A 26,701-nucleotide genomic window follows, 5' to 3' on the forward strand; every position below is an offset into this window, starting at 1 on the left:
CCATCCTACATCTTTATAAAATAATATGATGAGTATTCCGTCCCATCATGACCAATCAACTTGTTTTCAGCAGGTGAAAAGCCTAATTCCTTTAGAGCCATTATTCTTTCTTTTGCAATAGGGAGTGCCTTTGTTGCTATCATACTACATTCAAACATTTGATAAGTTTTATCAATAATTATTTTTAAAATATCTATTATATTGTCCTTTGTTTCATAATCACTTCTCAAATCTAAACGTAGAAGCCCACAATTATTAAAATAATCTTTTGATTCTCTATTAAATAATTCTATTGTTCCAATTGCAGAATTATCTTTTTTATCTATAATTGACCATCTTACAAAACCTTTTCGGTCATATTCGAATTTCCAATAATCAAGAGCTTCCTTCATTCTTTCATGTGTCTTATAGTAAAAATTATCTCCGCCACAATTATCGCTATTAAATAAAGGAACTGCTTTATTATCAGAATATACTTTTAACAAATCATCACAATCATCTATGGAAATAAATCTTAATAAAAATCGTTTATTTTCGAATTCAGGGCAACTTACATATACACTATCCACATTTATTCTCCTCTACAAAAATACTATTTAACAGTAAGAATAATACTTGTTATTATAATTTTTTACTGTACTAAATAATCTCTGCAAAAATTTCATGTATATTGCCATCCGGGTCTGCAAACAATGCAGTTCTTTGGTTCCAAGGCATGTCCTGTGGTTCATGAACAGGAGTTGCCCCCATCTCAATTAACTTATTAAATGATTTATCAACATCATTTGGATTTTTGCATGGAAATGCCAGTTCAAAAGACTGACCAGCTGCTTTTTTATTATATTCATTGCTATATCCATACATAACATTTCTCAAACAGATGGCAAATCTTACTCCATTATTTTTAAATTCAACATAATTGCCAAGATCATTTTCAACTTCAAATCCAAGAACTTGATTATAAAAACTTTTCATCTGTTCTATTTTATCTGTCCAAATTGTGATAAGGCTAATTTCTGGTTTCATTATTGTTCTCCTTCTTAATTTCAATTTTTCTTATATAATTTTATGTGTCTTATATATTTTTCTTGTTTTTTATATAACATTCAAATTATATTAATGCGTTAAATTTTCAATGCGTTCACCATGAACCAAAACCCTTCCGCCATCCGGGCATTTTACATCAAACTGCGGAGAACGCATTTCTCCGTAATCTAAATCTGCTCCATTTTGCAATGCATATATTAATGGATACATACAATTCCACAACTCATGGCAAATTGGTGGACATAAATCATCAACAATATAGTTATCACCCTTTTTACAATATCCGTTTCTGCACTTGCTTTCTACCACTGTTAACTTAACATTAGCCATGGTCTTTCCTCCATAAACTTACTATTCGTAAAATTAATAATTTAGGCAAACTATCCATAATTACGTATCATTCCATTGTTTTATCTAATTTTTCCAAAATTCCTTTTAATACATTATATATATTTGTTAATATTATTATTATAAAACATAACATCACAAATGTTACTATCTCTTTGGTAAAGAAAGATACTATTCCTAGAAAAGCAAGAAATAAAGTATATCCAATTGTATTAAAATCCATAATAATCATTCACTCCTTTTTATACTAAACAAGTAATACGTTTATTTTTTAAAATATTGGTATGAGAGAATACATATGGGAGTAAAATAAACGCACCATATTTCTAAAACTAACACACCAATAATGTTACCATCTTTCATATTAGAGCTAAAAACTCCCATTATTGGCATAGCAATACAAGATACTGCAAAAATTCCATGAGCTAACAAAAGTAATTTTAACCACTTATCTTTTTTGTTATTGACTTCTATTGTTAATGCAATAAAAAATGTAGCAATTGCCATGAAAGCATAACCAAATAAATCATAGTTAAAAAACAAACTTCCTAGGTTTTTATAATCTAATATGGCAAGGACCTGTTCATTCAATTCTGATAATCGTATAGTTGTTAATTGTGCAAAATAAACTAATCCAACAACTACTGCATACATAGCAGAAAATGCTATTGCTGCATAACCAGCAGAATTGTTTTCTTTACAAGCAACTGCGGAAAAAGAGCAAATCATTGGAACAAACCCCCATGAAATAAAAAGGCTAAAGAGATAACTTCCATCATCACTCCCTATAAACATAGAAAGTGCAAACCCAACAACACCAATTAATGTAACAATAGATGAATACATTCCTATTCGTTTATTCATAATACACTCCTCAATTCAAAAATCATTGTATAGTTCAGATGTATACCCTGGTCGTGCTGTTTCATAATCTTGTATTATATCTTTAAAAACATCTTTATTTTCCAATATGTTTCTCTCCTATTTTTATTGCTGCCTCTTTTTTTTACTAAGACCAATGGCTACTGTAATACAAATAATTATTGTTATAACTTGCCATGATGACCATCCTCCGAAATCCACAATGTCCTCCTATAATTTTCTTTCTAGTTATAAATTTTAGTTGAACTTAGTCCACATTGCATTGTAATTCTAATTTTAATCTATTGAAATATTGCTCCATAAATTCAATCCTGTCTTCACCTATTTCTTTTGCTTTTTTTGTATATAATTTATCTGGAATTTTTTTCAATTTGACTTCATATTCAATGATTGGGTTATGCTTTGACATATCCTTTATCCTTCCATTTTCCGTCGTGTTATAACTTAAGTAATCGCTGATTGAATTATTTAATTCCAGTCTTTGTCCACATTGTCCTGACAACATAAAAGTTCGAGCAATACCGACTGCACCTATTGCATCTAGCTTATCGGAATCAAAAAGTATTTTTGCTTCTATTGTTCTTGGTTCATTTCCGGTTCTGAATCTATGTGTAATAATACAATGTTTGATTTTTTCTATCTTTTCCTCTTCATATTCTAAATCTTTCAATATATTTTCTGCAATTTCACTTCCCAATACAGCATGATCATTTTTTCCTGTCTTATCTTCACTCTCTTCAACTCTGGCAATATCATGCAGCAATGCTGCAGGAATCAATATCTCTAAATCAACATTTTCTTCGTATTTTGAAATCATTAAGCAAAGATTGTAGACTCTCATTACATGATCCAGATTATGTGCAGAACAAGTCAATTTATTTTGAACTATTTCTAAAATTCTCTTATGTTTTATTTCACTATTCACTGCTTCCTCCATTTATAAACCCATATGACTTCTTTGTGTTTTTATTTTCAATATTTAAAAATTACTAATAGCATAATAAGAATACGAATTATTTAGTTACTATGCTAACTGTATTGATCACATCACATCTAGAAAAATTCTTAATTAACTTTTGAGTATAGGCATTCACCCATACCAAAAATATAGTTTAATAACCTTGTGTCATATAATGAATAATACTTGCTACTATATTCATCAGTAACATATATTTCTCCATCCCAAAATGCCATAAAGTATATTGCCGTACCATTATTCATCTGTAAAGTTATATCGGATGAATCCGATATTGAAGTATGTTTTCCCGATATCTTCCTGCATTCTCGTTCAGTAATATTGCAACTGTTAAAAAAGTTAATAAATCCATTAAGTTCAGTAGATGATAATTCGTGACTTAATTTTCCCCCTATACGTGAATCTGAAACTTCCCCTGAGGTAATTTTATCGGTAGGCAATGTAATCTGTTTGTTGTATAAGTTATGTAGCTGCGTTCTATCGACAGTTATAAATATTAAAAAAAAAATTATAATGGCTCCAAAAATAAATAGTTTTTTCTTCATATACTAACCCCTTAAATACATCTAATAATATTTGAATATTATTTACTGACAATTACTGCATCGAAATGTGTTTCTTGTTCATTACTGAAAACCTTTATGGTATCAATATTTTCAGGCTTGTTAATTTTATATAATTGTCTGTTCTCGACTTCCTTATTTTCATAGTTATCTGCATATTTTTTACTGAAATTAATAAACAATGTTTTATCTTTAACTTCCATACTTATATCGTCATAGTAAGATGATTTTTCTCCTTGTTCTACATTGTAACCATTCAAAAATAAATACACCTCATCCGCACCATTTTCATAAAGATAAATACCATTCTCACTGTAATAATTACTCAAGGATGATTTAATCTCCTCGTTTACATTATTTAGGTCTACTTTTGTAAATAATAAATCATTTTTATTACAACTTATCATCACTGATAAGATAATGAATATGATTAACATGGAAGACAACTTTTTGCTCAACTATATCCCCTCCTTATTATCATTCATGCTTACTATCAAATTTTAACTTAACCCATTCAATTAATAAAAAAACTAAGAATGATACAATATAACCTGCAATAAAGTACAACCCTGCATGTACTATTATTGGTGGATAAGTTGCGTTATATAGGTTCGAAAAAATAATTCTTGGAATAATTATACCACCTATTGTTACACCTATGCTCGGACCTATTGCAAATTTTAACGCTCTCTTTAACATTTTTATCTCCTCGAGAATTTTTCTTTATATAATTAAGCCACCTATTAATAAGTTCTTTAGACTCACATACAGCTCAATTTCTCAACTATACAAATCAGAATTTGTCAGTTTAATCCATGTTCTTTATCAGTATGGATACTCAGGCATTAGTTCGCTTAAACTCATTGATTTTCCATCATTGTTGAGCAGGATTTCTATATTCCTTGCGCTTTCTCCTAACTGCATCATAAATTCTCGACACGCCCCGCATGGTGCCATTACTGTACCATCTTTATAAACAGCAACTACTTTTTCTATATCATTTTCTCCATTTGCAAGCATTGTTGACATTGCGTTTCTTTCTGCACACATTCCCAAGGAACTGCTCGTGTCTATGCATATACCTGTATAAATGTTTCCTCTTTTTGTTAATACTGCGGCCGCAACACTTCCTACGTACATCTGTTTTGATATTTCGTGAGGGTTAATTACTGCCATTGCCAAATCATAAAGTTTCTGCCATTCTGTATTCATGTCATTGTACTCCTTCAATTTATTAATATTTTTATACTGAAAATTTAAATTTATCGTATTAATATTGTTGTTTTGTATTACTGTTTCATACATTTTAATATTCTAAAGTAACAATATATTCAGGATAATCAGGTATTTTTTTAACCTATCCAGCACATTAGAGTGTTTAAAATAACCTGTATATCTGGTATCCTATATAGAAAAAAACCTCCCGTGATAAAAAAATAATTTTATTTTTAGTTGTTTTATACATTGTCGTTGGGGTGGGCGAGGTATAAGCAGTAAGATCATAATCCTTGCACATTAACATTGCTCTTTTCATATGAAGAGGATCACTTACCAATAAAACGGACGATATATTATTTTCCTTGACAATTTTAGAGGCATACAATATATTTTCCTGAGTTATAGTAGATTTTTCTTCAATTAGAATATCATTTTCAGGAACTGAATGTTCTATAGCGTAATATTTTGCAGCAGCAGATTCTGAAATAGACGTATTTTCACCTTTCCCCCCGGTAAAAATTAATTTGTCAACATATCCATTCATGTATAGCCAAATTCCATGATTTATTCTTTCTTCAAACACAGGAGATGGTTCTTCTCCCCATACTGCTGCTCCTAATACTAAGGCTGCATCTGCTTTCCTTAAATCATTTATATTACTGTATGAATATATACTGACAGAAACATATAATATGTAAATCACCATGAAAATTAATAGAATATAAAATTTTTTATACTTCATCATTTATCTCCTAACCATTTGAAAAAGATTTTTACATAACTTTAGTAAGGTTATATTAGTAATCTATATTCCAATTGGCAGTCATATGGCTCTTCATCAACTAATTTTTTATTATACTCTAAAGCTTCTACACAGCCCAATGCTTTATAAAAAGCTTGTGATTCCTCAGATGAGTGTGCTGATATATACAGCTTTTTAGCACCCATCTCTTTTGCTTTTGTACTAGCAAGAGAAAACAATTTTTTACCTATTCCCATTCCACGACATTCATAAGATGTATGAATGCTTGAAAGTTGAATGTATTCCTTTTGTGAACCCCAAAGTTGGCTTTCAATGGATGCAAATCCAACAAGCACATTATCACTAAAAGCTCCAAATACTGTACCACCTGTTTTTACAGTGTTTTGAAGACATTCAATCAAAACTTTATATTCATCTGAACTCCATTGCTCTGTAAAAGCAATGTCTTTTAATATCCATTCACCATTTTCCTTGCGCCAACACTTTTTTACATTTTGGTATCGATTAAAGTTTGCAAATAATGATTCGCTTATTTCAGATTTCTTTAATTCTCTATAGCTAATTGATTTCAACAAAGACCTCCGACTAATTAAATAATTTTGTGGACACATACCTTAATACTTGTAATTTGGCACATTCAAAACCTTCCCGTTTCTAGTTATTTCAACAATACTACCATTTGCCCATTCCGGACTATTATAAACAGGTTCACCGTTTTTATCTACTTCATTACGTAAAACTACATATTTATAATTAATACCATATTTATCTTGTATATTTGCATAGACTGTTAATACTTCATTAGCGCTTAACATCACTTCATCAATAGTACCTGTAGTTATAAAGTTAGTTGCATAGCTTTCATTACTAAATTCTGATATATCAACCTCATCTTCTCTTAATGTGCTTCCATTTACATCATATACAATACTAATTTTTTCAGGCATAGTGTCATTTGTATTAGTGATTCTAAGATCAATGTTGCCCTTGTATATAAGTTTACCATTACTATATTGTGTACTTCCGTTATAATATCCTTCTAATTGCAACAGAAACTTATTATATAAATCATAATATTCATCAATACTTTCTGTTTTTTGAATTCCATTCTGACTTATAACTACTTTTGGTTGAAATGTATCAAAAATATCTATATCAACAGTTGCTTCAAAAGATGTTCCCTTTTTATTCAATATGAAGCTTTCATCATTTAATTGGATATTTACTGTAAGTCCTTCTGAGTATTCTTTAGGCACAACAGTAAACTTAACTGGTACTGTTAAATTATCCTTATCCAGACTATCTCCGAATTCTATTTCATAACTATCAAGTAAACTACCCTGTTTATCAAGAATAGAATTAATATTAGAATAAATATTTGAAATTTCGTTATTATTTCTATTAATTCCAGACACAATTTGCTGGTAATAATTGTCCATTGTATTTTTAAGATTATTTATTCGCATTAAGCAAATTATATTTATTATTAGTAAAGCTATTATTATATAATTTGAAAACTTTTTCATTTTTTTCTGACCCTTTCATTATTTTGAGAATTTGTTTCGTAACATTTATTTTTTGATTATTGCTTGTTCATGGAGAATTTTAAATTAAAATATGTTTCTTTCTCATCATCGGATGGCAACAGATAGGATTGTGTTTCATAATAGCCAGAATGCTCAATATCACAGATAAAGGTTATGCCACCCTCCGCAAAATGATAGCCCTTAAAAGTGTTATTTTCGATTTGTTCAATTATTCGTTTTGGAATTTTTGAAAATAATTTCATTTCATCTTGTGCGCCTGCAAAAGCCAGTGATGCCAAAATCATTTGCCTGTCATATGGACTAAGCATATATTCATTATTTTTGGTTTCAATTTCAAATGAAACATCTGTAATATATCCATTTTTCAATATAAAATCAAACTCTGGATTATCATTATGGCTGATATATATTACCATACTGTCAGAATCTTTCTTTTTCCATTTCCCGTTCTCATCCAAATATTCATCTCTAAAGCTCATGTCAAAATGCTTTGCATAATAATTATAGTTTTCTGCAAATTCTGCTATGGTTAGATCACCCTTGTTGGGAGGAATCAGCTGTGCAGATATAATGGCATATACAACAACGAAAGAGCATACAAATGCACATACATAAAACACACCTCGATACCATTTAGTGTCCTTGATGGTGTAGGATATTGATTCATCCCATGGCAGAGTTTCATTCTCGCTGCACAAATTGTAGCTTTTCCAAAGGCGGACTAGTCTATAAATTGGAATGTTGTATCCCATGCCTTCTCCTATAACTCTCCATGTTCGCTCTAAAGCCTCTCCGTAAGAAAGTTTACTTCCATCACAGTTTTCTATCCTAAGCCCAAAGATTGCCTTGCCAGGTGTAGTCTTAAATAAATGGAGCAATAGTGGCTCTAAACCCATCATTATAACAAGTGTAATGAAAGAATCAAGTACGTTATCTAAGCCTCTTCTTGCCGCCACGTTTACGTGAAATATAAATGCAATAAAAGTTAACCAAAGCAAATTGTATATAATGCAGTCCATCGTTCTCGCTAAATATCTACGCCATGGGTGAAATACCTGAGGTAACTTTTCAATTTCATTTATCATCATACTTGCCTCCTATCAAAATCTGTAACAAATAAACTCATAATTTAAATACGATATCTTGCATTATAATAATGATTTGCAACATTAAAATTACGTATTAACATATTATTTACGTCCGACCCAAAATAACCCTGCAGCCATAACGCCTGCTAAATACAATAAAGCAGATTCGGTATACCCATAGTTCGATTTTTCTATAAAAAATCCTCCAAATATTATTGCCAGCACAAAAATTGCTGCAGCAATAAGTATATCTTTTGATTTTTCGTTCATGTTTATTGCTCCTTTAAACTATTGATTGATATTAAACCATTTATTTATAAACTCATCTATTTATTGAGGAATCTTCAGTTCTATTGTTTATTGATACAGCCTATCTATCTCAACTACATTTTTTTAATTACTTCTATTAGTTTATAAGAACTAAATACAGATAAGGGAATTATGATAAAAATTAAAATGAAAAGTTGTATAATGTTTGCTGTCGGTGAAATTGGAAAATTAAAAAGCGATAAAATTTTAAAATATACAATGAAGAAAATAATTGATAGGAATAAAGATATAACAGAACGCATTAATATCACCCCCTCTAATATTAAGCCTATCTTGCTTGTGATTTTATTTACATTTTAACCATATCCATAATAATATACCATATTTCGCTAACTTAGTAAACAATGCTAAATAGTCATGATATGCACAACATATATGAAAAGTACACCTTAAATTTTATAAAAATATTCTTATTTATTTACTGCTCTATTCCTCATTTCCATGTAATTCCTCTCTAACCAGTTGTTCTACCCTGCCAAATGAAATATCTTTATTTTCACCGCCTAATAATAAGAAACTCTTTGATAAATCTTCAACCGTAGACTCTAATGTATTCATAAATTGATTATAAGCAAAATCAAATTTAGGATCATTTTCTTCTTGTCCAAAAACTGAGTAAATAAGTTGTTCAATCATTTGGTCCATTCCCCATAATTTCAAATGAAGTAACTCATGTATTACTACAGCCTCTAAGTTAGTATGTTTTGGATTATAATTATTTATCATTAATATGGCTTCTTTGTCTGCCATATCAATTTTAATATCTCCAGTTTTTCTCCACTCTGTAGCGACAATTCTATATCTAATATTCCAATCTCTTAACCGTAAAATATCTTGCCATTTTCTTAAATAAGTTTCTAATGCTATTTCATCAAATTTAATATCCATATTTCCCCCCTAAATATGACTTAATATTACAATGTTCTGCTTACACTCAATATAGATTATATTAAATTGGTATTAGATAAATTTTGAGCAGTGCGAATTAATCCTTGTGCCAAATATATTCAATTTTATCAGCTGCTTGTTGTGCTGTTGCTTCATCGAATAGTTTGCTTAATAAATATAACCCTACATCTATTCCAGAGGAAACCCCTGCTCCTGTAATAATGTTGCCGTCTTGAACTACTTTTGATTTTTCGACTATTACTCCCATTTCAGAAAGCTCGTCGAAGGCAGTATGGTAAGTAGTTGCATGTTTATATTTCAAAAGTCCTGTAGAAGCAATTATCAATGAACCTGTGCAAACAGAGGATAAATATTTCAACTCAGTATATCGACTTTTTATAAAATTAAGGATTTTAATGTTTTTCATGGCAATCTTTCTCCCTTGCCCGCCTGGAACTACCAGGACATCTAAATGCGGGCAACTATCAATTGTATAATCAGTGAAAAATCGTAACCCATTGTATCCTCGAATTATTTTTTCATCAATGCCTATAAGCCACACATTTACACTATCAGTCTTTATTTTATTAACATATGATAAAACTTCAAAAGGCCCTACAAAATCTAATTCTTCAACTTCATCAAAAACCAAAATTCCTATATTAATCATTAATATTCACTCCTATCTGTATTATTTAGTTAAGTAAAGTCGCAATATTCTAATGTTGCGAAAAATATTTTAAAATTCTGAATTACATAATTTAACCGATTAGAGGAAAAATGTTCAGACACCTATATCATCCTTAGTTGTATTTGAATCTATATTCTGAGGATTTATTAATTCTTTTGCCATTTGAAGCATATGAGGCTGAACATATATATCTAAGTTATTAGTTCCCGTAAAAATTTCCATTGGACCTGTTCTTCTCGAAATTTTAAAATAGGGTATTTCATACGATTCAAGAATCGAAATAATAACTTCAGCCTCTATGCTATTTAAATTTGAAGTTAATAATGCTTTTGTTCCATCATTTTTTTCATCATTTATTTTATTATGATATCTAGCGAAAAAAGGTGTTATACATATTACTGCAAAAACCCAAATCAAATAATGTATTATAGAAAAGTTAATAAAGTGATTAGAACTCAGATTTACAAAATTGATAATGATTAATGGCGTAAATATAGACAAACTGAGGATTAACCTTGTTGACCAATTTACATAATGTTTCGTACCACATTCAGTGCATACAATAGGAGCATATCCTTTCACCCACATTGATTTTAATATATCTTTATATTTGAATTTATTAAAACACTTTTTGCATTTTTGCATATAAAGTTAACCCTCCACGAATATTTTATCCTCCCAATGCCTATTTTTTAATAATACACATTAGTTGAATATTGGTCACAATATTTGAAGAATGCCTCTTAATACTAATAAATTAGTCTACAGTATCATAGTATGGTTTCATTAAATCATTTACAGACATTAATTCCTCATACACTGAGTTGATTACCACTTCATCCATAATTATTTTGTTATCTATAAGTTCAATAGATTCATTTATTAATTTTTTTGAGTCTTTTACTATTCTTGCCACTATAACAGTAACATCAGAATCTTTATATTTTAATTTATCCTCTTGCAACAATCCCATTTTATAACATTCGGACATTGTCCTATCTAATGAACCTAATCTCCCAATAGTTCTTCCCATTAAATATTGAACCTCAGCATAATTTTCAATGTTTGGTGATTTAATAAAAGTATCTAAAGAAATTGTTAAATCACTGTAAATGCTCTTAAACCCATCTAAATCTGTTTTGTAATAACTCAATGACTTATTATTGTTCTTTTCTGTACTGCTCCAAAACATAAGTGCTATTGTAACTATAAAAAAAATTATAATTGCAGTTATTTTATTATTTTTCATATTTCCCCCATTATAATAATTAGTCCGAAATTGACTACTAATATGACATAATATTCTGCTAGCACGAACCTATTTGCTGTGACAGCTTTTTATATATTTAAAAATTCATATAGTTCTTTTGCTTCTTTCATAGAACTGCATAAAGTTATTCCGGATATGGGTTTCATGTTTTATGTGGCAGGTATTATTCCTGCCACATAAACTAAAACTTATTTCTTTGCAATAATTAAGTAACGATGTATAGTTCCCTCAATTTTACCGGTTTTGTCAATCATTTTTTGCATTCCCAATAACTGTGAAAAACACTTTTCCACTGAAAAATTCGGAAACTCCCATTCTATAATATGTGCAAACCATACAAACGCACCAATATCATAAAACTGAATGGGTCTATATGCTTCTTCAGCCCGAATGATTTGAAATCTTGCCTCTTCAAATACTTTGCGCTGTTCTTTAAGATTCGAATGTGGAAATGGTTTTTCAGTGCCTGGCAGAACCATTTCTACTAACTCTCTATCATTATCACCACCGACTTGCTCCGTTATAAATACACCGTCATTTTTTAGAAGCCTATATAATTCTATAGCGTCGAAATCACCATGACGATTTATAATTATGTCAAATGTTTCATCATCATATGGTATTTCAGAAGGTTTATCACATGCCTTAAAGTTTATTCCAAGAGGTAGTAATTTTTCTCTGCACAAGTCCACATTTGGTTTATAACCTTCTGTTGCAGATGTCCTACTATATGGATGATTTAATGAAAGTAAAAATTCACCGCCGCCAGTATCATAATCTAAGATATCTGAATTACTATTTAGATACTGTCTAACTATTTTTTCGTAATCCCATGGTAAGTCGTTTTCTTCCTCATACCTCCCATGAATATGAGAGAAGTCCCATCCATGTATATGTGCTATTTCCTCTTCTTTTTTCCAAATTATTTTTAATTCTTCTACATTCATCTTTTCTGCTTCCTTTCAAAATTTAATATGTTCTGATTGGTGCAGTTCCTGACAACATAGGCCAAGCCTCAGTAATTAACCTCGATACAATCTGCTGTCAGTTTTAATACTGCACCGAGTAGTTAATTCGTTTCATCATCTCAAACCTCCAGATTCTTATTTATCGTTATGATAAACACTTCATAATGAATATTCTACTGTTTCTACGCAAAATTCGAATTATGTGTTGTAGGAGCGGTCTTTGACCTCCCGCTATGGCAAATAATATTATTATACAATTCTCCGTATTTTTGTTTAATAAATTAAATTTATTATCTGTCATTCTTGCATATCTTGATATTTTTTAAGATCATAAGTGGTATAGTGCTGCTTATATTCGCGCTGCCCTGATAATATTTTTTGTTCAGCAAAAGTATAAGGTAGCGAAATAGGGTTTTTAGAATGCAAATAATTAATGCAGTTAGGTACAATTCCCTGTTCCTCAGAAAGTTTTAAACGATAAAAAACATACCCTCTCTGATTTTCCGAACCAAAGGGATAGCAAACTCCACCGGAAATTTGCTTAGATTGACTTGCCCCAAAAAACATGCTTTCTGTTGTTACAAAGTCATTTTTAAGTCTTGGTATTGACGCTTCGTAATCTGTGCCATCCTTTTGGTAAAAAAGTTTTCCATCTAAAAGTTCAATTCCTTCTTCACCCCAAATAGTAAAACCATCATTCCAAAAAGCGTTTGGCTTTTGCCATTTAAAATACACTAAAACATAAATCTCATTATCCGGCAATTCAGTATAAACAGTTGTTGCCTCTATAGTACGATTTTTAGATTTAATGTATTCTTTATACATTCTTGTGCCTGTTTCAACCATTTCACTTACGCCATCAAACATTAACAAATCTGTATACACATCAACATGAATTGCATTTTGTAGCATAGAAATATTCTCATAGGACATATCATTAAGAATTTCCTCTGGCACATCAAACTCCATTAGTATGTTTCGAGTATCAGAAGCCGTAGAAGATTTTATTTCAGTAAAGTTTGGAACTGCATGATTTGCAGCAACCCCACAACTTATTACAAGAACAAGGCATATAATCAAATATCCTCTTACAACAACAGTATTACTCAATCTATCTTCAATAGAAATAATGCCATATCCAATATTCCCTAATTCGTCTCCTAAACATTGTAAAGAACGAATAACCAAAATGCAAAAGAATGTCAACAATATAAATGCCATCCAGCTATTAGAAAGTGGGGATATTGCAAGTAAAGCAAATGATAATATCCATATAAATGCTAAAAAAAATGAATTTTGAATATTTGAAACATTTGCCTTTTGAAAGATATTTCTGATTGCTGAACTCAATGACAAAAACAAAGCAAGTCGAAACCCTATTAATAGCAAAGAAAAAATAATATCATTTTGTATTTCTACGACCAATGGTGTTGATATAATAATTAAATTAATAGCATTTATGACCAATTGAGATGCTGCAAGAAAATAAGCCATAGTAAAATATTTGTTTTCTTTTCGTAAGCTTCTTACCCCAATAAATATCAGCACTGTTCCAATTGCAGGCAAAATATACTGTAGCCATAGAAAGTTTAAGGTTATAGAAGTTAAAGCAAATCCCAAAGTGATTTCCATGATTGGCTTTTTCCATGGATTTAATATTGTTTTTTCTTCATCTATATCCATAATTCTTTTCCTATCTTTTTTATATAAATTATCAACTTTTCAATACTTTTTAATTATACTTTAGTTTACCACTATAATATTACTGATGCGATGCTAAATTTGAATAATGCGTACTAACTTAATTTTTATTCTGACAAAGAATTAATTATTTTTACGATTATATTATCATATGAAACTTTAGAAAAATCTGTTGTATCTACAGTTATAATACAGTCTCCATAATTAAAATCTCTGCAAGGTTGAGTTGCTTTCTTAAAAAAATCAAAATCGTGAAAACATCCATTTGATACTAGTCCAGGGTGTCTCTCTTCTGTTTTATCTCTTTCTACAAAGCGTTTATGAATTACTTCAACATCACCGTCAAATAAAATTGTTATAACTTTATATCCGTATTTATTAACCATCATTAAGAGAATATCAGGGCATGTACTACTAAAATTGCTTTCAAAAATAATTGTTTGCTTTGATTTCATAAGCATTTCACAAAAGTGAAATGATAAATCATAAGCAAGACCGCCATACTTTTGGGTTTCTGAAGCATCATAATGCAACTTATCCCAAATTATCTCTTTTAGTTTATCTTTACATATTAAGGATTTTTGTAATTTATCGGACAGATAATTTGCAAACCTTGTTTTTCCAGTCCCAGGCATTCCTGCAACTAGTATTAAAACTTTATCCAAATTGGTCTCCTCCACACAAATAAATAACCTCTAATTCGCCATATTCTACTGATGCGACGCAATATTTGAATAGTATGTACTTTCGCTTAATTTACTTTACATAAACCATTAATTCGTATATTGTCTAATTCTTCAGCTGTTAAAGTTTCTGCTTCATATAATCTAAGATATTCTTTTGATACATCACTATCAAAAATCAATATGTCGTCAGAATTTATTGTTACATCAACACCTGATTTATAAAGTTTCCTGATAGGGTGTGATTTTAAGTGTTGAACCCTTCCAAGTTTAACATTACTTGTAGGAGTGATATTTAACCGGATATTATTCTTTATCAAAAAATGAATTATTTCTTCTGAATTAACAGCTGCTATTCCATGTTGCACCTCATTAAGCTCTAACAATTCAATTCCTTTTTTAACATCATTAGCAGTTCCCCACTCTCCGATATGAGCCTTAAGCCTTAAACCTTCAGATTTGGCTTTCTTATAAATAGGTATAAAATTTTCTATTGGCTGTGCATGTTCATCGCCATATAGATCAATAGAATAAAAAATGTCATGTCCCCAAAAATGTTCTAAACACTTTAATAAATAATTTACAGGACAATGCCTTGATAATCCTATCTGCAGCCGCAATTCAATTTCAGGTGCAATTCTTTGATTAGCATCTATAAATGCATTTATTAATTCATCGATATCATTATTAAAAAATTCTCCTAAACCCCAAACATCTTCACCTATCTCAAGAATTGTAATCCCATCTATTTTGGCTTGAACAAAGGTAGCATCGATTAGTAGTTTTCTCATTTCTTTTGTATTGAATCTTGTGCCTATATTAGTATCATTCCATTTATGCATATCCTGCATTGAAGATAGAACTTCTTTGATAAATGGAATTTCTATTGAAGTTTGTAATTGGATGTATTCTCTACTACCACCTAATACAAAATGATTATGTAAATCTGATTTTGGTATCATTCTTAAATTATATAAGTCATGATTCTTTAATGATTTAATGAATTTATCTGAATATAAGTCTTTTTTTTTCATTTCACCAACCTTTTTTTATCCTTTGTCTTATTATACTAATGTGACGAAGTTTTAGAATGTTCTGGTAAAACATAACTTAGAATTATGAGTGCTACTACAAGAAATTGGAGCAGGTAATTGCAACATGTGTTATTCCTAAGACAATACTTAGTATGATTGCAATATAATTTTTTAGCCACAGTTCGACTGATATGAAATATATGGATGGCAATACGTCTATACCAACAAATATCCATGGGTATACCAATCCTGTATAATAAACAATCCATTAGGATTTGCAAATGCCCAAATTAAATCTTCAGCACGCGCCTGTGGATTTTTTGCTAAATACTCGCTTCCTTTTAGTGAATTTGGCGCAGGAACAACATTCAAGCCGAATAAATCCTTTAGTCTATTAACTCCAAGGGGATACTTCCAATTAATATTGTAATCTCTGGCGAAACCATTAGAAGGGCTTACAGTTGCAATGGTATCAACATAACATAAATGTCTTGGTTTTTTTAACATATTATTTTCACCTGATTGAACTCTTCTTTATAGCCCCATGAACTTAAAATTTTCTGTGCTTTTTCAGAGGTAATATCAAACAAACAAGTATTACCTTCTCCAAAATAAAATTCTCATTTCTCAGTTATTCATGTTGTAAATAATTATTGCTTGCTGAACTTCAAGCAAATGCTTTTTAAACTCATATCCTACAAAATAGTGACTGTCAATAACATCGGCAGAAACTTCTTCGCCCCTATAAAATGGCGGACATGGATTTAACAGAGCGCTTGGATTTGCAGTATCCATCAAAGATTTTGTAATCTGATGATTCACAAAATCTTTAAGTATATCCTTGTTTATTGGATCAGTTAACACTATATCTTTTCCTATAATAGCCTCTCTCAAATTATGCTCAACAGTAACCCCATTAATTTCATATCCTACAGGGCAGCTCTGTGTCAATTCAAAACCGAATAAATCAGAAGCTTCTTTCCACGCCATTCCAATATTCCCCTTAGCCCCTACAAACAAATATTTTGAATTTAAGTAATCATCCCTTATTTTGGATAAGGAATACAAATCCGTCAATATCTCACAAGGATGATTAACACTTGTCATAGCATTAATTATAGAAACAGCCGATGATTTAGACATTTCCTCAATAAGCTCAATATTGCTATGTCTTACGATAATGCAATCTGCCCAGTTATTGAGATATCCCACAACATCTTTGATATTTTCCTTTTTATCAAGTGTATCAGAAGGAAACAAAACTGATTGTCCACCAAGCAGATAAATTCCCTTCTCATATGTAACTCTCGTTCGTATGCTTGAACTCGGAAAGAACATCACAATAGATTTACCTTTAAGAAAATCTGTGTATTTTCCGTTTTTAACTTCTTCAGCAATTTTGAATATTTCATATACTTCATCTTTTGAATAATCATTAATTCTTATTAAATTTCTCATAATATTCCCCCATTATATTTACACCTAAAAACATGATAAAATTGTCTATTTTTTAACAGCTCAATACAAAACAACTCTAGCCTACTCCTAAGCATTTATTAAGAACCAGCCAATGCTCTGCAGTCAGTTGATATTTATAAATTATAAATCTCTTATTAATTCATTAATTTTTTCTTTAATGCTATAATTATTTGCAACGGGCATGTTTTTTGTATCATAATATTCAAGTGTATTGATGATATTAACATCTAGGTCTGAAAGAGTTTTGCTCATGCATTCCACTGTGAACCCCATTGACTCTTTTTTACTTCCTTTACACACACCAATTACGATTGCCTTTTTATTGGGTGAAAGCCGGCTTTTACAGCCATTACTATAGTCATTCAGACAAAAGGTCCTATCTAACAAAGCCTTCATTTGGGCTGTCACGTTGTAATTATATGAAGGTGAAGCAAATATATATCCATTTGCTTTTTTCATGCCTTCAATAATCTTGGATGTATCGTCCTCAATAATACATGTACCTGAATTAATACAATATTCACATCCTGTACAAGTCGTAATGTTTGAACTGCTTAACAAGAACTTGTCTACTTCAATGTTTTTCTCCACTAACCCTTGAATAAAATAATCCACAATTAGGTCTGTGTTTTTACCCTTTCTTGGACTTCCAACTACTGCAATCCATTTTTCAACCATAAACAACTCCTTTTACGACTCGTATATAATACTGCAAGTTTGAATCTATATCATTTTTATATTTTATTATTATTTTTTGAAAGGTCTACCATTGTTCCTGTTAATGCAATCGCTAGTCCTATGGTAAAAATCCAACTCACTGCAGATGGAATAGTTTTATTAAAAATAGCAGTAAGAATCATGATGGCAAGTGCTATAATCTCAATCACGATACCAATCTTTGCTCCCTTGTTAATATTCATATTCTTTCTTCCCCCTTCTATTTAAGAGTAGTTTTAACTCTAAATATTCCCATTTCAACAAATTTATAAATTCTAGCTTCATCAGTCAATGACATTTCATTTCCATACTTTTTGCTAATGCTGAAAGTTTGCTTAATGTTTTCCAATTACGAACAGTTGTCGGAACATTCAATTTATAAAGATTATTCGCAAGTTTTGAATTTCTAATACTATGATGGAATAAAAGATAAATGTTTCTCCCTACAATATGATATTTATCGCTTTCACTTCTATAAACATCTATGCACTCAATATTTTCTTTTAAAGGATTATGTGTCAATAATGCAACATATAGGCTCTCTACTTCGGATAAAGTCTCTGCTTCTGTTACTTCATCCTTGGAAAATGGGCAATTCGAAATAATTTGTTCTAACTCCATAGACGTCCTCAAAATAACTTTTACAGGAATACTAAAGACTGCTTCAATCTCATGTTCAATTTTATTGCACAAAAATTCCTCTGATTCATTTGATTTGAATAGAACATTTCCACTTTGAATATATGTTTTCACTTCGCAAAGCCCAATTGATTCAAATACTCTTTTCAAATCTGCCATCTTGATTATATTTTTTCCGCCTACGTTAATGCCCCTTAACAATGCTATATAAACAGTCATGTTGTAAACCCTCCTTAACGATTTCTTTAATTTAGATTTCAGACTATTTTTTTATAAATTTAATTGTATCGTCAATGATTCTATTAGTTTCTTCACCTTCATTGAATACTTCAAAACCGTGTTCACCTTTTGAATGTAATACAAACTCAACTTCACAGCCTAAATTTCTTACTTCTTCAATAAAATTATCGTTACAATCAGAAGAATAAACATCATCTAAAGATCCCATTGCAATTAAAAATTTTGGCAGACAGGATTTGTTAATCATATCTATTATACTTGAATCTAGTTTTCCGTAATAAGCAATGATCTTATTAATAATACCAGTATTTATTTCCATAATATTTTTAACACCTATTTCTACGCCTGAAGAAAAAGCAAAAATACTTAAGTTGTTGACATTTAATTTCAAATCATTTGAATTATCGAGAAGAAAATAAATAAGATCTTTTATATCACCCGGACATTCTTCAGGTCTCCAATTAAATACAACTGTATTAAACCCAGATGCTGCCAGCACTTTTCCCCATGATTGAAAAAGTTTTATATCCTTAATATCTTCCATTGTTGAACTGCCATGTACTACAACAACAGTAGGAATACTCGACACATCAGTATTATTCGAGTAATAAACATCCAACTTCAATAACTTTTCATCACTAACTTTATAAACAACATCTTGTCTTATTTCTACTGAATCCATATTTGGATGCTTATACACTAAATCCATACTCTTATTCCCCCATTTTAATATTCAATTTATATTCTACTTGTATACTCTAACCCCACCTGGTGTTACCCAAAGAGTTTTATGTTCCGATAAAGAAGCAAATTCAAATTTAAACAAGAATACTTTCTCATTTAGCAATATTGCACGACTTGATTTTCTTGTTACCGTACCTTCTTCATAATAATAAATATAACGTTTTAAATGTTTTAATTATCAATATCAACTAAATTTAATTACATCTTGTAATTTCTTTTACTTTTCAGTTTAGCACTATAGCCTGCATAATACACGGCTATCATTAATATGAATGACAAAATATGAAAATACCACCCTTTATAACTTGACGTAAAAAAGAAAATAATTCTGCCTAATATTGTAGTAATGCCAATTGGAGCTAAATAAAACATTTGTGATGATAACCCAATTATATTAAGCATATATTCCTTTAAAATTATCTCTTGAACCAAAATTAAAATGATATTAATAATTACGAAACTATTACCTATTAATATAGATTTCATTTTGTTTTGAACGTAATCATATGACTTATATCCCACGTAATACCAATAAACCAAAAATAATATCCCTAAAACCATTGAAATCATTCCATACCAATTCATCAATACATAATTCACCATATAACCAATTACATATGGTGAAAATGCAAATAATAATAATTTAAAGTTCATTTTAATCCCCCTATAAAATATTTTTTGTACATTGATTTGCAAGGCATTTACACTTCTTTTATATCATTATAAAATATTGATTCGTTCTCCACAATGTCTACAATGAAACACATGTTTTTTTGCATAATTCAATCTATCAAGATTTTCAAATCCCCCGCAATTTGGACATCTTAATCTATGTCTATCTAATATGATATAGAAAAACATAAATATACCAGCAAAAATAAACAAAGGCCATTTAATAAACCCACCCATTATTGAAATTCCATGTAAAACAATTAAACAGGTACCAAGTTTTATATCTTTGCTTGATATATACTTCATACTCTTCACTCCTCAAATTAAATAAACTATACTTGCTTCGCATATAATACTATTGCAACATTATAACCAAACATTAAAACCTTACAACTGAAAAATTATGCTGACTACTATATAAATTGGAATTTGTACTATTCATTTTCTTTGTTTTGTTCTTCAAGTTTTGTTAGTCTTTTTTCTAAATCCTCAATTTTAGATTCTTGATTTGTAAATATTGTAATAAGGACTGTAATTACAAATGCTACAAAAACGAGCAATGCCAAACCGTTTTCCGAAATCAGTCCTCCAATAATTAGTAAGAAAACATAACTTAAAATGATACATATAACAAAAGTTCTTAAAAATGATTTCATCGCAAATTCTCCCTTTAATAATTCAAATCCCTATTTATTGGCTTTTAACATTTTGAAAATATTTGACAACATTCTCTTTATCATAAGTGCATGCATTTAATTAAATTACTCCTGATTCAAGAATTGAAAAACTATTATTCTCACAATTTATTTCAGCCATTACACCATATGGTAAAATACATGTAGGCGAACTATGTCCAAAATTCAGTCCATATAATATAGGTAAAGAAGTTATCGAATATTTGTTATTTATTATATTTAGCATTTTTGTTTTATGCTCATCGATACCTATGTTCTCATTTAATTTACCAATAACAATACCTTTTAACAATTGTAATGCTCCAATTTTTCCTAACCAGTCTATAAATGTTTGAAGTTTTTCAGGAGAAAAAAATTCAGGTATATCCTCAATAAATAAAATTGCATCTTTGAAGTCATCTTTAATTAGTTCAATTGGGGTTCCAACTAATTCCATTATTCCTGTATGCCCGCCTATTAAACGGCCGCAAGACTTACCTTGTCCCTGAATTATTGAATATCCATTATTTATATAATATTTTCTTTTTGATAATCTGTTTGAATAGTCAATTTTTTCATAAGTCCAATCTTCTGAAGGTTCTATCAAGCCAATTGGAGAAGGGTCAAATAATACTTTTTTAAACCATCTCTTACTGTATGCGTGAATTTCAGGTGTTTCAGCAATATTGGTTAATAAATTATCGCCATAAAAAGTAGACAACCCTAATTTATAACATAAAATATGTACGTTTAGAACATCTGAATATCCAATGAAAATTTTAGGATTATTTTTTATTACATTTTGATTTATGAAAGGCAGAATTTTGATACTATCATTACCACCAATATTTGATATGATTGCTTTTACTTTAGGATTTGTAAATGCCCAAATTAAATCTTCAGCACGTGCCTGTGGATTTTTTTCTAAATACTCGCTTCCTCTTAGTGAATTTGGCGCAGAAACAACATTCAAGCCGAATAAATCCTTTAGTCTATTAACTCCAAGGTGATACTTCCAATTAATATTATAATCCCCAGCCCAACCATTAGAAGGGCTTACAGTTGCAATGGTATCACCATAACATAAGTGTCTTGGTTTTATTAACATATTATTTCACCTTATTAAAACTTTTCTTTATAGCCTGATTCTTCAGAGGTAATATGTACCAAACCGCAAATAACAGCTTCGTAATAATATAATCCTTGCTTCATAATATATTACAGTTGCAACGCTAAATTTGAATTATACGAACTAATTTATTAATTTATTATACAATGTATTAGAATTCGATTATAATCTTTTTGCATTTTGGACAGCAATAAGATTCTACGTATGGAGTATTAAATGTTCCTTGTGATAAACTAATGTCATCACCTAATGGAATAATAAGTATTTTACGCTTTTCTTCTCCCCAAAATATCTGCTGTCTTGGACTTTGAATATAACCTTTTTTCATTTCTTCATTACAATATGGGCATTGCATTTCATTATCCTCCATGACTCATATTTTGAAAGTTAATTTATTTCTGTTTCATATCTGGTTCACTCGTACGCAACAAATTACTGTTGTGACACACTTTTTCTATCCTATAAGGGTATATCCTTATTTATTAATATAAATATTTAAAGCTTGCACAGACTTGAATGAAACAATAATAAATGAAACATAATACATTGCTTGTAATATAGCTACAATGTATTCCTCACACACTAAAGTTTAATAGGATTGTTATACTTAATGTTAGCACCCAAATTAATTACCAACCTATTGCGCAAAAAATATTAATAACTTTTATATTAGACGAGATAAACAAAGGATTTGTTACACAATTTTACACTTAAATTGAAATATTATCCAACCCTTGTGCCATTAGGCACTGTTTTTTCGGGTTGAGCCAATACAGGAACAATACCATCTGCATATCCAATGTCAAATAACATTCCTTCAGAAAGTTCTCCAGCCATTTTCTTAGGGGCCAAGTTAACCACAAATAATGCTTGTTTTCCTTCTATTTCCTTGGGATTTTCTCTTTCACCTTTTATTCCAACTAATATGGTCCTCATAAAATCACCAAAATCAACTGAAAGTTTAACTAATTTATTCGAACTTTTAATGTCCTCAACTGATATTATTGTTCCTACTCTAATATCAATCTTATCAAGTTCATCTAAAGTAATATTTGGCTTTACTGAAGCATTCATTGCATTTTTCCTCCTACGAATATTCCTAAAATTATTACAAATCATTCTATTGTGCTTTTTGAAAGTTATACACAAGATGAGTTTATATTATTAAGCCACTCTTCTCTTAGAATTGAGTAAACTGCTAAACTACAAATTTATTGTTTCTAATTTGAACTTTCCTTAATGTTCCTTCATAAATCATTCCACATTTTTGCATTACTTTTCCGGAAGCTACATTACTAATATCATGTTTAGCACATATTCTGTTTACTCTTATTTCATCAAACAGGTATTTTATTATTGCTTTAAAAGCCTCCGTTGTAATACCTTTATTCCTGTGTTTACATGAAATGCAATAGCCAATTTCACAGGCATCGTTAACATTTTCTAATTTAACAACTGATATATTACCTATTGCTTCACTACTATTTTTTAGTTCAATTACCTAATTGTAAACACTATTATCTTCATATTCAGATATCCATTGCTTAATTATATCTTCTGAATCTTTAATATTTTTGTGAGTTGGCCATGATAAAAACTCTGTTACTTTATCATCGCTACCCCAATTCTTAAACATATCATTTACATCATTTTGTTTAAATTTTCTTAATATTAATCCATCTGTTTCAATTAAAATAGTCCCTTTATGATTCATGCACTACTCCTTATAACTTATGCTTCATACTTGAATGTTCCATATAAAATTATTATGTTATTATCCTTTTCTTCCGAGCCATAAATTCAATACCACCATGATAATGTGGATTTCCATGACTTATATCATACTCTATCCCCTCATATAAACAAATTAATTCAAAATCCGAAAAATATTCGGTGATTTCGTTTTGAGTAAAGTAATGGACATATGAATTTCTTTCTTCGAGATAAAATGTATTTTCTTCAACTTGTTTTTGACTAATATTTAATTCGCTATATTTTGGTTCTAGAGTTGAAAATACAGATAAATATAAAATGCCATCTTCTTTCAGCCCTTCCCTAATCCCATGAATTATCATATTAATATTTAATTTATTAAAAAAATTAAGAACATTAGCGATAATTATTAAATTATAGTTATCCTGTTTAATATTATAATCTTTTAAATTGCAATTAACTAAATTAACATTCAAGCCTTGTTTATCAAAAACTTCTTTGCATTGACTTAATGCTGTATCTGATGTATCAATGCCATCAATATTAAAACTCTTAACAGCAAATGGAATAGAATTTCTCCCTTCTCCAATCCCTAAATCAAGAACATTTCCTTTACTAACTAAATCTAAATATTGAATTAACCTGAAATCTGGCATTGAGCCACATATTCCTATTGAATTTTTATAATATTTCTCCCAATCATTTTCCATATATTTCTTCTCCTAAAATAATTAATAAACAATATTCTAATTTGCACACATTATTTAAAAAGCTAATTAAAATCTATTCTTATTTTCAAAATATTCACTTTTTTTCATTGAATAGCAGCAGTCATCATATACTAGTCCATTAAAATTTGTAAATGAGTCTCTTAATACACCCTCAAACTTAAATCCTGCTTTTTCAATAACTCTTTTAGATTGATAATTAAGTGGAAAATGATAAACTGATATTATTTCCAATTTTAATTCTTCAAAACCATATTGTAAGACCGACTTGACCGCCTCTAACATAATTTCCCTGCCCCAATACGATTCTGATAAAACAAATCCCATCATTTTTGTTTTTGTGTTTTCTCTCTTCTCATCATTACGTAATGTAATAGAACCTATTACCTTTATTAAATTTTTATCTACAATCGCCCACAAATCATCATTTTCTATAAATGTCTTTAACATCTTTAATGCTTCTGATTTATCTGAATATGGTTTCCATCCAGCATTAGGACCAACATTTGGATTTTGTGCATATTCAAAATAATCATCTAAATCGGATTCTCTCCATTCTCTTAGTATTAACCTATTTGTCTCTAACGTTCTCATATAATTCTCCCCTAACGAATTTCAAGTAGTCTATGGTTCGCTATATTCTACTTTAATGACATAATATATGAAGAAGGCGACATAACAAAAGATATGACATTTATTAAAAGCCACTAACTTATCTGTGTCTGCTACTTAATTTTATAAATCTTAGATTGCTTATCGGAAATACCTATTATACTTGTTTTGTTAACTAGTTAACTTCATTAATTTCATCAATAATAATATTTAATATGTCTTTAATTTGTTCAATATTTTCTGCATTATTAACTCCTGAAACACCAATTGCATTGTATGAAAAAAACATATTTTGCAAATCCATTTGTTGTTTATCAATTACTACGGCTACTTGATGAATTTTTTCTTCATCTATCAATCTGCCACTTGTTATGTCATTAATGAATACCGATATCTTCCAGATGTATTCTTCATAAATAAGATTATCTGAGCTAAGCAATTTCTGCAAATTCACACCTATTTCATTTAAGCGGCTACTTTCTTTGCCAATTAAAGTAAAATACAATTCTTTCTCATCCAAGTTATGATCATAATCCATAAGTTCGTTTGATATTCTATGGAGTGAATTGTTTAGATTTATTAATTCACTCCATGTTATTGAATCTATAATATCGTTTGATTGTTCAAGTTGATTATTCAAGTTGAAACTTCTGTAAGCAAAAAAAACGGTAGATAAACATAGCAACAATGTGATTCCGATTAGTTTTTTATTCATAATCCCTCCTTTTATAAGACTCAATAGTCAATTATTTACAAATATAATTTACAAATGTATCCAGTATCTTTCGAGATATACATTATCTGGCTCACAATAAATTGTACTTTCATATTCGCCATTGTTAGCCAGGATGGTATATTTGCTACCTTCGTTTCCTTGAATGCACGTTATCAAAACTTCCGTAAGCCCATATGCTTTACAAACTTCAAGGCAGTCAGCCAGCATATGCTTAGCGTAACCTTTTCTTCTTTCATCAGGGCGTACCGAATATCCGATATGCCCACCATATTTTTCAAGAAACTCATTGAAATAATGTCTAAATTGAATCATACCAACTATTTTATTATCTGCTTCACGAACATAAATGAATTGTTCACATGGAACCCAATTTTCGGGTGCACTTTCTTCATTTTCACATTTTTTATTAAATTCAAGCCATTCTATAATATTTTCCATACGCCTCAATGGACCTGTCCCATCCATAGAGCTGTCGGCCTCTAGCATTTCTTTACGAAATGCTTCAATATCACTTTCATAATTAAAATTCGGCTTAATTAAAACGAATTTATCCATAATACCCCCGATTTCTTGAATTTAGATTTTAGTATATAACCTTCTCTATTTATGAATCTTCAAATG

Annotated in this window: 40 protein-coding genes and 1 pseudogene; 1 reads left to right on the forward strand and 40 read right to left on the reverse strand. The window is 29.8% G+C overall.

Features of this window, described 5'->3' with window-relative positions:
- Positions 1-5: 5 nt before the first annotated feature.
- From LY60_RS06825 to LY60_RS18020, 15 genes are all read right to left on the reverse strand, one after another.
- The gene (locus LY60_RS06825) at positions 6-569 is read right to left on the reverse strand and encodes a GNAT family N-acetyltransferase (RefSeq protein ID WP_145081803.1); all 564 of its coding nucleotides are present in this window, start codon (positions 567-569) and stop codon (positions 6-8) included.
- 70 nt (positions 570-639) lie between these two features.
- Positions 640-1,026 carry a VOC family protein gene (locus tag LY60_RS06830; protein WP_145081806.1) on the reverse strand — a complete coding sequence of 129 codons (387 nt, stop codon included), beginning with the start codon at positions 1,024-1,026 and terminating at the stop codon, positions 640-642.
- A gap of 90 nt (positions 1,027-1,116) precedes the next feature.
- A complete protein-coding gene (locus tag LY60_RS06835) occupies positions 1,117-1,377 on the reverse strand; it encodes a TIGR04076 family protein (protein ID WP_145081809.1) in 261 nt (86 codons plus the stop codon).
- 67 nt (positions 1,378-1,444) lie between these two features.
- Positions 1,445-1,618 (reverse strand): hypothetical protein, encoded by a 174-nt coding sequence (locus LY60_RS06840; RefSeq protein ID WP_246145387.1) that lies wholly within the window; start codon positions 1,616-1,618, stop codon positions 1,445-1,447.
- Positions 1,619-1,659: 41 nt separating this feature from the next.
- Positions 1,660-2,259, reverse strand: a complete 600-nt coding sequence (locus LY60_RS06845) for a hypothetical protein (RefSeq protein WP_145081815.1) — start codon at positions 2,257-2,259, stop codon at positions 1,660-1,662.
- 265 nt (positions 2,260-2,524) lie between these two features.
- On the reverse strand, positions 2,525-3,202 hold the full coding sequence (locus tag LY60_RS06850) for an HD domain-containing protein (RefSeq protein WP_019230086.1): 678 nt from the start codon (positions 3,200-3,202) through the stop codon (positions 2,525-2,527).
- Positions 3,203-3,342: 140 nt separating this feature from the next.
- Positions 3,343-3,798 carry a hypothetical protein gene (locus LY60_RS06855; protein WP_145081818.1) on the reverse strand — a complete coding sequence of 152 codons (456 nt, stop codon included), beginning with the start codon at positions 3,796-3,798 and terminating at the stop codon, positions 3,343-3,345.
- Between the two features lie 38 nt (positions 3,799-3,836).
- Complete coding sequence (locus LY60_RS06860; protein WP_145081821.1) at positions 3,837-4,274, reverse strand: hypothetical protein; 438 nt, start codon at positions 4,272-4,274, stop codon at positions 3,837-3,839.
- A gap of 19 nt (positions 4,275-4,293) precedes the next feature.
- Positions 4,294-4,515, reverse strand: a complete 222-nt coding sequence (locus tag LY60_RS06865; RefSeq protein ID WP_145081823.1) for a hypothetical protein — start codon at positions 4,513-4,515, stop codon at positions 4,294-4,296.
- A gap of 126 nt (positions 4,516-4,641) precedes the next feature.
- A complete protein-coding gene (locus tag LY60_RS06870) occupies positions 4,642-5,028 on the reverse strand; it encodes a cytidine deaminase family protein (RefSeq protein WP_145081825.1) in 387 nt (128 codons plus the stop codon).
- 166 nt (positions 5,029-5,194) lie between these two features.
- Positions 5,195-5,776: a YdcF family protein gene (locus tag LY60_RS06875; RefSeq protein ID WP_145081827.1), complete on the reverse strand. Its 582-nt coding sequence runs from the start codon at positions 5,774-5,776 to the stop codon at positions 5,195-5,197.
- A gap of 50 nt (positions 5,777-5,826) precedes the next feature.
- Positions 5,827-6,369 (reverse strand): GNAT family N-acetyltransferase, encoded by a 543-nt coding sequence (locus LY60_RS06880; RefSeq protein WP_246145388.1) that lies wholly within the window; start codon positions 6,367-6,369, stop codon positions 5,827-5,829.
- Positions 6,370-6,411: 42 nt separating this feature from the next.
- Positions 6,412-7,212: a hypothetical protein gene (locus LY60_RS06885; RefSeq protein WP_212633459.1), complete on the reverse strand. Its 801-nt coding sequence runs from the start codon at positions 7,210-7,212 to the stop codon at positions 6,412-6,414.
- A 167-nt stretch (positions 7,213-7,379) separates the two neighbouring features.
- Entirely contained in the window at positions 7,380-8,432 is a 1,053-nt protein-coding gene (locus LY60_RS06890; protein ID WP_145081833.1) for an RDD family protein, read from the reverse strand.
- A 102-nt stretch (positions 8,433-8,534) separates the two neighbouring features.
- Complete coding sequence (locus tag LY60_RS18020; RefSeq protein ID WP_170226130.1) at positions 8,535-8,702, reverse strand: hypothetical protein; 168 nt, start codon at positions 8,700-8,702, stop codon at positions 8,535-8,537.
- 171 nt (positions 8,703-8,873) lie between these two features.
- On the opposite strand from LY60_RS18020, the gene LY60_RS06895 reads away from it, so the two are divergent.
- Positions 8,874-9,062 (forward strand): hypothetical protein, encoded by a 189-nt coding sequence (locus tag LY60_RS06895; protein WP_145081835.1) that lies wholly within the window; start codon positions 8,874-8,876, stop codon positions 9,060-9,062.
- 126 nt (positions 9,063-9,188) lie between these two features.
- Here the strand turns inward: LY60_RS06895 and LY60_RS06900 are convergent, their stop codons facing one another.
- From LY60_RS06900 to LY60_RS07020, 25 genes and pseudogenes are all read right to left on the reverse strand, one after another.
- On the reverse strand, positions 9,189-9,650 hold the full coding sequence (locus LY60_RS06900) for a hypothetical protein (RefSeq protein WP_246145389.1): 462 nt from the start codon (positions 9,648-9,650) through the stop codon (positions 9,189-9,191).
- A 97-nt stretch (positions 9,651-9,747) separates the two neighbouring features.
- Positions 9,748-10,320 carry a DJ-1/PfpI family protein gene (locus LY60_RS06905; protein WP_145081837.1) on the reverse strand — a complete coding sequence of 191 codons (573 nt, stop codon included), beginning with the start codon at positions 10,318-10,320 and terminating at the stop codon, positions 9,748-9,750.
- A 114-nt stretch (positions 10,321-10,434) separates the two neighbouring features.
- Positions 10,435-10,986 (reverse strand): TIGR04104 family putative zinc finger protein, encoded by a 552-nt coding sequence (locus LY60_RS06910; protein WP_145081839.1) that lies wholly within the window; start codon positions 10,984-10,986, stop codon positions 10,435-10,437.
- A 112-nt stretch (positions 10,987-11,098) separates the two neighbouring features.
- The gene (locus LY60_RS06915) at positions 11,099-11,590 is read right to left on the reverse strand and encodes a hypothetical protein (protein ID WP_145081841.1); all 492 of its coding nucleotides are present in this window, start codon (positions 11,588-11,590) and stop codon (positions 11,099-11,101) included.
- Positions 11,591-11,799: 209 nt separating this feature from the next.
- Positions 11,800-12,558 carry a class I SAM-dependent methyltransferase gene (locus tag LY60_RS06920; RefSeq protein WP_145081843.1) on the reverse strand — a complete coding sequence of 253 codons (759 nt, stop codon included), beginning with the start codon at positions 12,556-12,558 and terminating at the stop codon, positions 11,800-11,802.
- 318 nt (positions 12,559-12,876) lie between these two features.
- Positions 12,877-14,262 carry a hypothetical protein gene (locus tag LY60_RS06925; RefSeq protein ID WP_145081845.1) on the reverse strand — a complete coding sequence of 462 codons (1,386 nt, stop codon included), beginning with the start codon at positions 14,260-14,262 and terminating at the stop codon, positions 12,877-12,879.
- Positions 14,263-14,387: 125 nt separating this feature from the next.
- The gene (locus LY60_RS06930; protein ID WP_145081847.1) at positions 14,388-14,945 is read right to left on the reverse strand and encodes a P-loop nucleotide/nucleoside kinase family protein; all 558 of its coding nucleotides are present in this window, start codon (positions 14,943-14,945) and stop codon (positions 14,388-14,390) included.
- A gap of 86 nt (positions 14,946-15,031) precedes the next feature.
- Entirely contained in the window at positions 15,032-15,997 is a 966-nt protein-coding gene (locus LY60_RS06935; RefSeq protein WP_145081849.1) for an amidohydrolase family protein, read from the reverse strand.
- Between the two features lie 216 nt (positions 15,998-16,213).
- Entirely contained in the window at positions 16,214-16,504 is a 291-nt protein-coding gene (locus LY60_RS06940; RefSeq protein WP_145081851.1) for an LD-carboxypeptidase, read from the reverse strand.
- Between the two features lie 120 nt (positions 16,505-16,624).
- A complete protein-coding gene (locus LY60_RS06945) occupies positions 16,625-17,455 on the reverse strand; it encodes an ornithine carbamoyltransferase (RefSeq protein ID WP_145081853.1) in 831 nt (276 codons plus the stop codon).
- A gap of 141 nt (positions 17,456-17,596) precedes the next feature.
- Entirely contained in the window at positions 17,597-18,154 is a 558-nt protein-coding gene (locus LY60_RS06950; protein WP_145081855.1) for a flavodoxin family protein, read from the reverse strand.
- A gap of 56 nt (positions 18,155-18,210) precedes the next feature.
- The gene (locus tag LY60_RS06955; RefSeq protein WP_145081857.1) at positions 18,211-18,396 is read right to left on the reverse strand and encodes a hypothetical protein; all 186 of its coding nucleotides are present in this window, start codon (positions 18,394-18,396) and stop codon (positions 18,211-18,213) included.
- 85 nt (positions 18,397-18,481) lie between these two features.
- Positions 18,482-19,051 carry a DUF1697 domain-containing protein gene (locus tag LY60_RS06960; protein ID WP_145081859.1) on the reverse strand — a complete coding sequence of 190 codons (570 nt, stop codon included), beginning with the start codon at positions 19,049-19,051 and terminating at the stop codon, positions 18,482-18,484.
- 43 nt (positions 19,052-19,094) lie between these two features.
- Complete coding sequence (locus LY60_RS06965; RefSeq protein ID WP_145081861.1) at positions 19,095-19,781, reverse strand: alpha/beta hydrolase; 687 nt, start codon at positions 19,779-19,781, stop codon at positions 19,095-19,097.
- Between the two features lie 233 nt (positions 19,782-20,014).
- Positions 20,015-20,470 carry a hypothetical protein gene (locus tag LY60_RS06970; protein ID WP_145081863.1) on the reverse strand — a complete coding sequence of 152 codons (456 nt, stop codon included), beginning with the start codon at positions 20,468-20,470 and terminating at the stop codon, positions 20,015-20,017.
- 66 nt (positions 20,471-20,536) lie between these two features.
- Positions 20,537-20,794, reverse strand: coding sequence for a hypothetical protein (locus LY60_RS06975; RefSeq protein ID WP_145081865.1), 258 nt, complete (start codon positions 20,792-20,794; stop codon positions 20,537-20,539).
- A 128-nt stretch (positions 20,795-20,922) separates the two neighbouring features.
- A complete protein-coding gene (locus tag LY60_RS06980) occupies positions 20,923-21,144 on the reverse strand; it encodes a hypothetical protein (protein WP_145081867.1) in 222 nt (73 codons plus the stop codon).
- 100 nt (positions 21,145-21,244) lie between these two features.
- Positions 21,245-22,270, reverse strand: coding sequence for a S66 family peptidase (locus LY60_RS06985; RefSeq protein ID WP_145081869.1), 1,026 nt, complete (start codon positions 22,268-22,270; stop codon positions 21,245-21,247).
- A gap of 172 nt (positions 22,271-22,442) precedes the next feature.
- Positions 22,443-22,661, reverse strand: a complete 219-nt coding sequence (locus tag LY60_RS06990; RefSeq protein ID WP_145081871.1) for a PF20097 family protein — start codon at positions 22,659-22,661, stop codon at positions 22,443-22,445.
- 353 nt (positions 22,662-23,014) lie between these two features.
- Positions 23,015-23,365 (reverse strand): tRNA-binding protein, encoded by a 351-nt coding sequence (locus LY60_RS06995; RefSeq protein ID WP_145081873.1) that lies wholly within the window; start codon positions 23,363-23,365, stop codon positions 23,015-23,017.
- A gap of 124 nt (positions 23,366-23,489) precedes the next feature.
- Positions 23,490-24,005: pseudogene (locus tag LY60_RS18370) on the reverse strand (GNAT family N-acetyltransferase).
- 52 nt (positions 24,006-24,057) lie between these two features.
- A complete protein-coding gene (locus tag LY60_RS07005) occupies positions 24,058-24,714 on the reverse strand; it encodes a class I SAM-dependent methyltransferase (protein ID WP_145081875.1) in 657 nt (218 codons plus the stop codon).
- A gap of 66 nt (positions 24,715-24,780) precedes the next feature.
- A complete protein-coding gene (locus tag LY60_RS07010; RefSeq protein ID WP_145081878.1) occupies positions 24,781-25,326 on the reverse strand; it encodes a GNAT family N-acetyltransferase in 546 nt (181 codons plus the stop codon).
- A gap of 193 nt (positions 25,327-25,519) precedes the next feature.
- Positions 25,520-26,059, reverse strand: a complete 540-nt coding sequence (locus tag LY60_RS07015) for a hypothetical protein (protein ID WP_145081880.1) — start codon at positions 26,057-26,059, stop codon at positions 25,520-25,522.
- A 48-nt stretch (positions 26,060-26,107) separates the two neighbouring features.
- The gene (locus LY60_RS07020) at positions 26,108-26,635 is read right to left on the reverse strand and encodes a GNAT family N-acetyltransferase (protein WP_145081882.1); all 528 of its coding nucleotides are present in this window, start codon (positions 26,633-26,635) and stop codon (positions 26,108-26,110) included.
- Positions 26,636-26,701: the final 66 nt, after the last annotated feature.

The sequence above is a fragment of the Sedimentibacter saalensis genome, assembly GCF_007830175.1.
GTDB classification, from domain to species: domain Bacteria; phylum Bacillota; class Clostridia; order Tissierellales; family Sedimentibacteraceae; genus Sedimentibacter; species Sedimentibacter saalensis.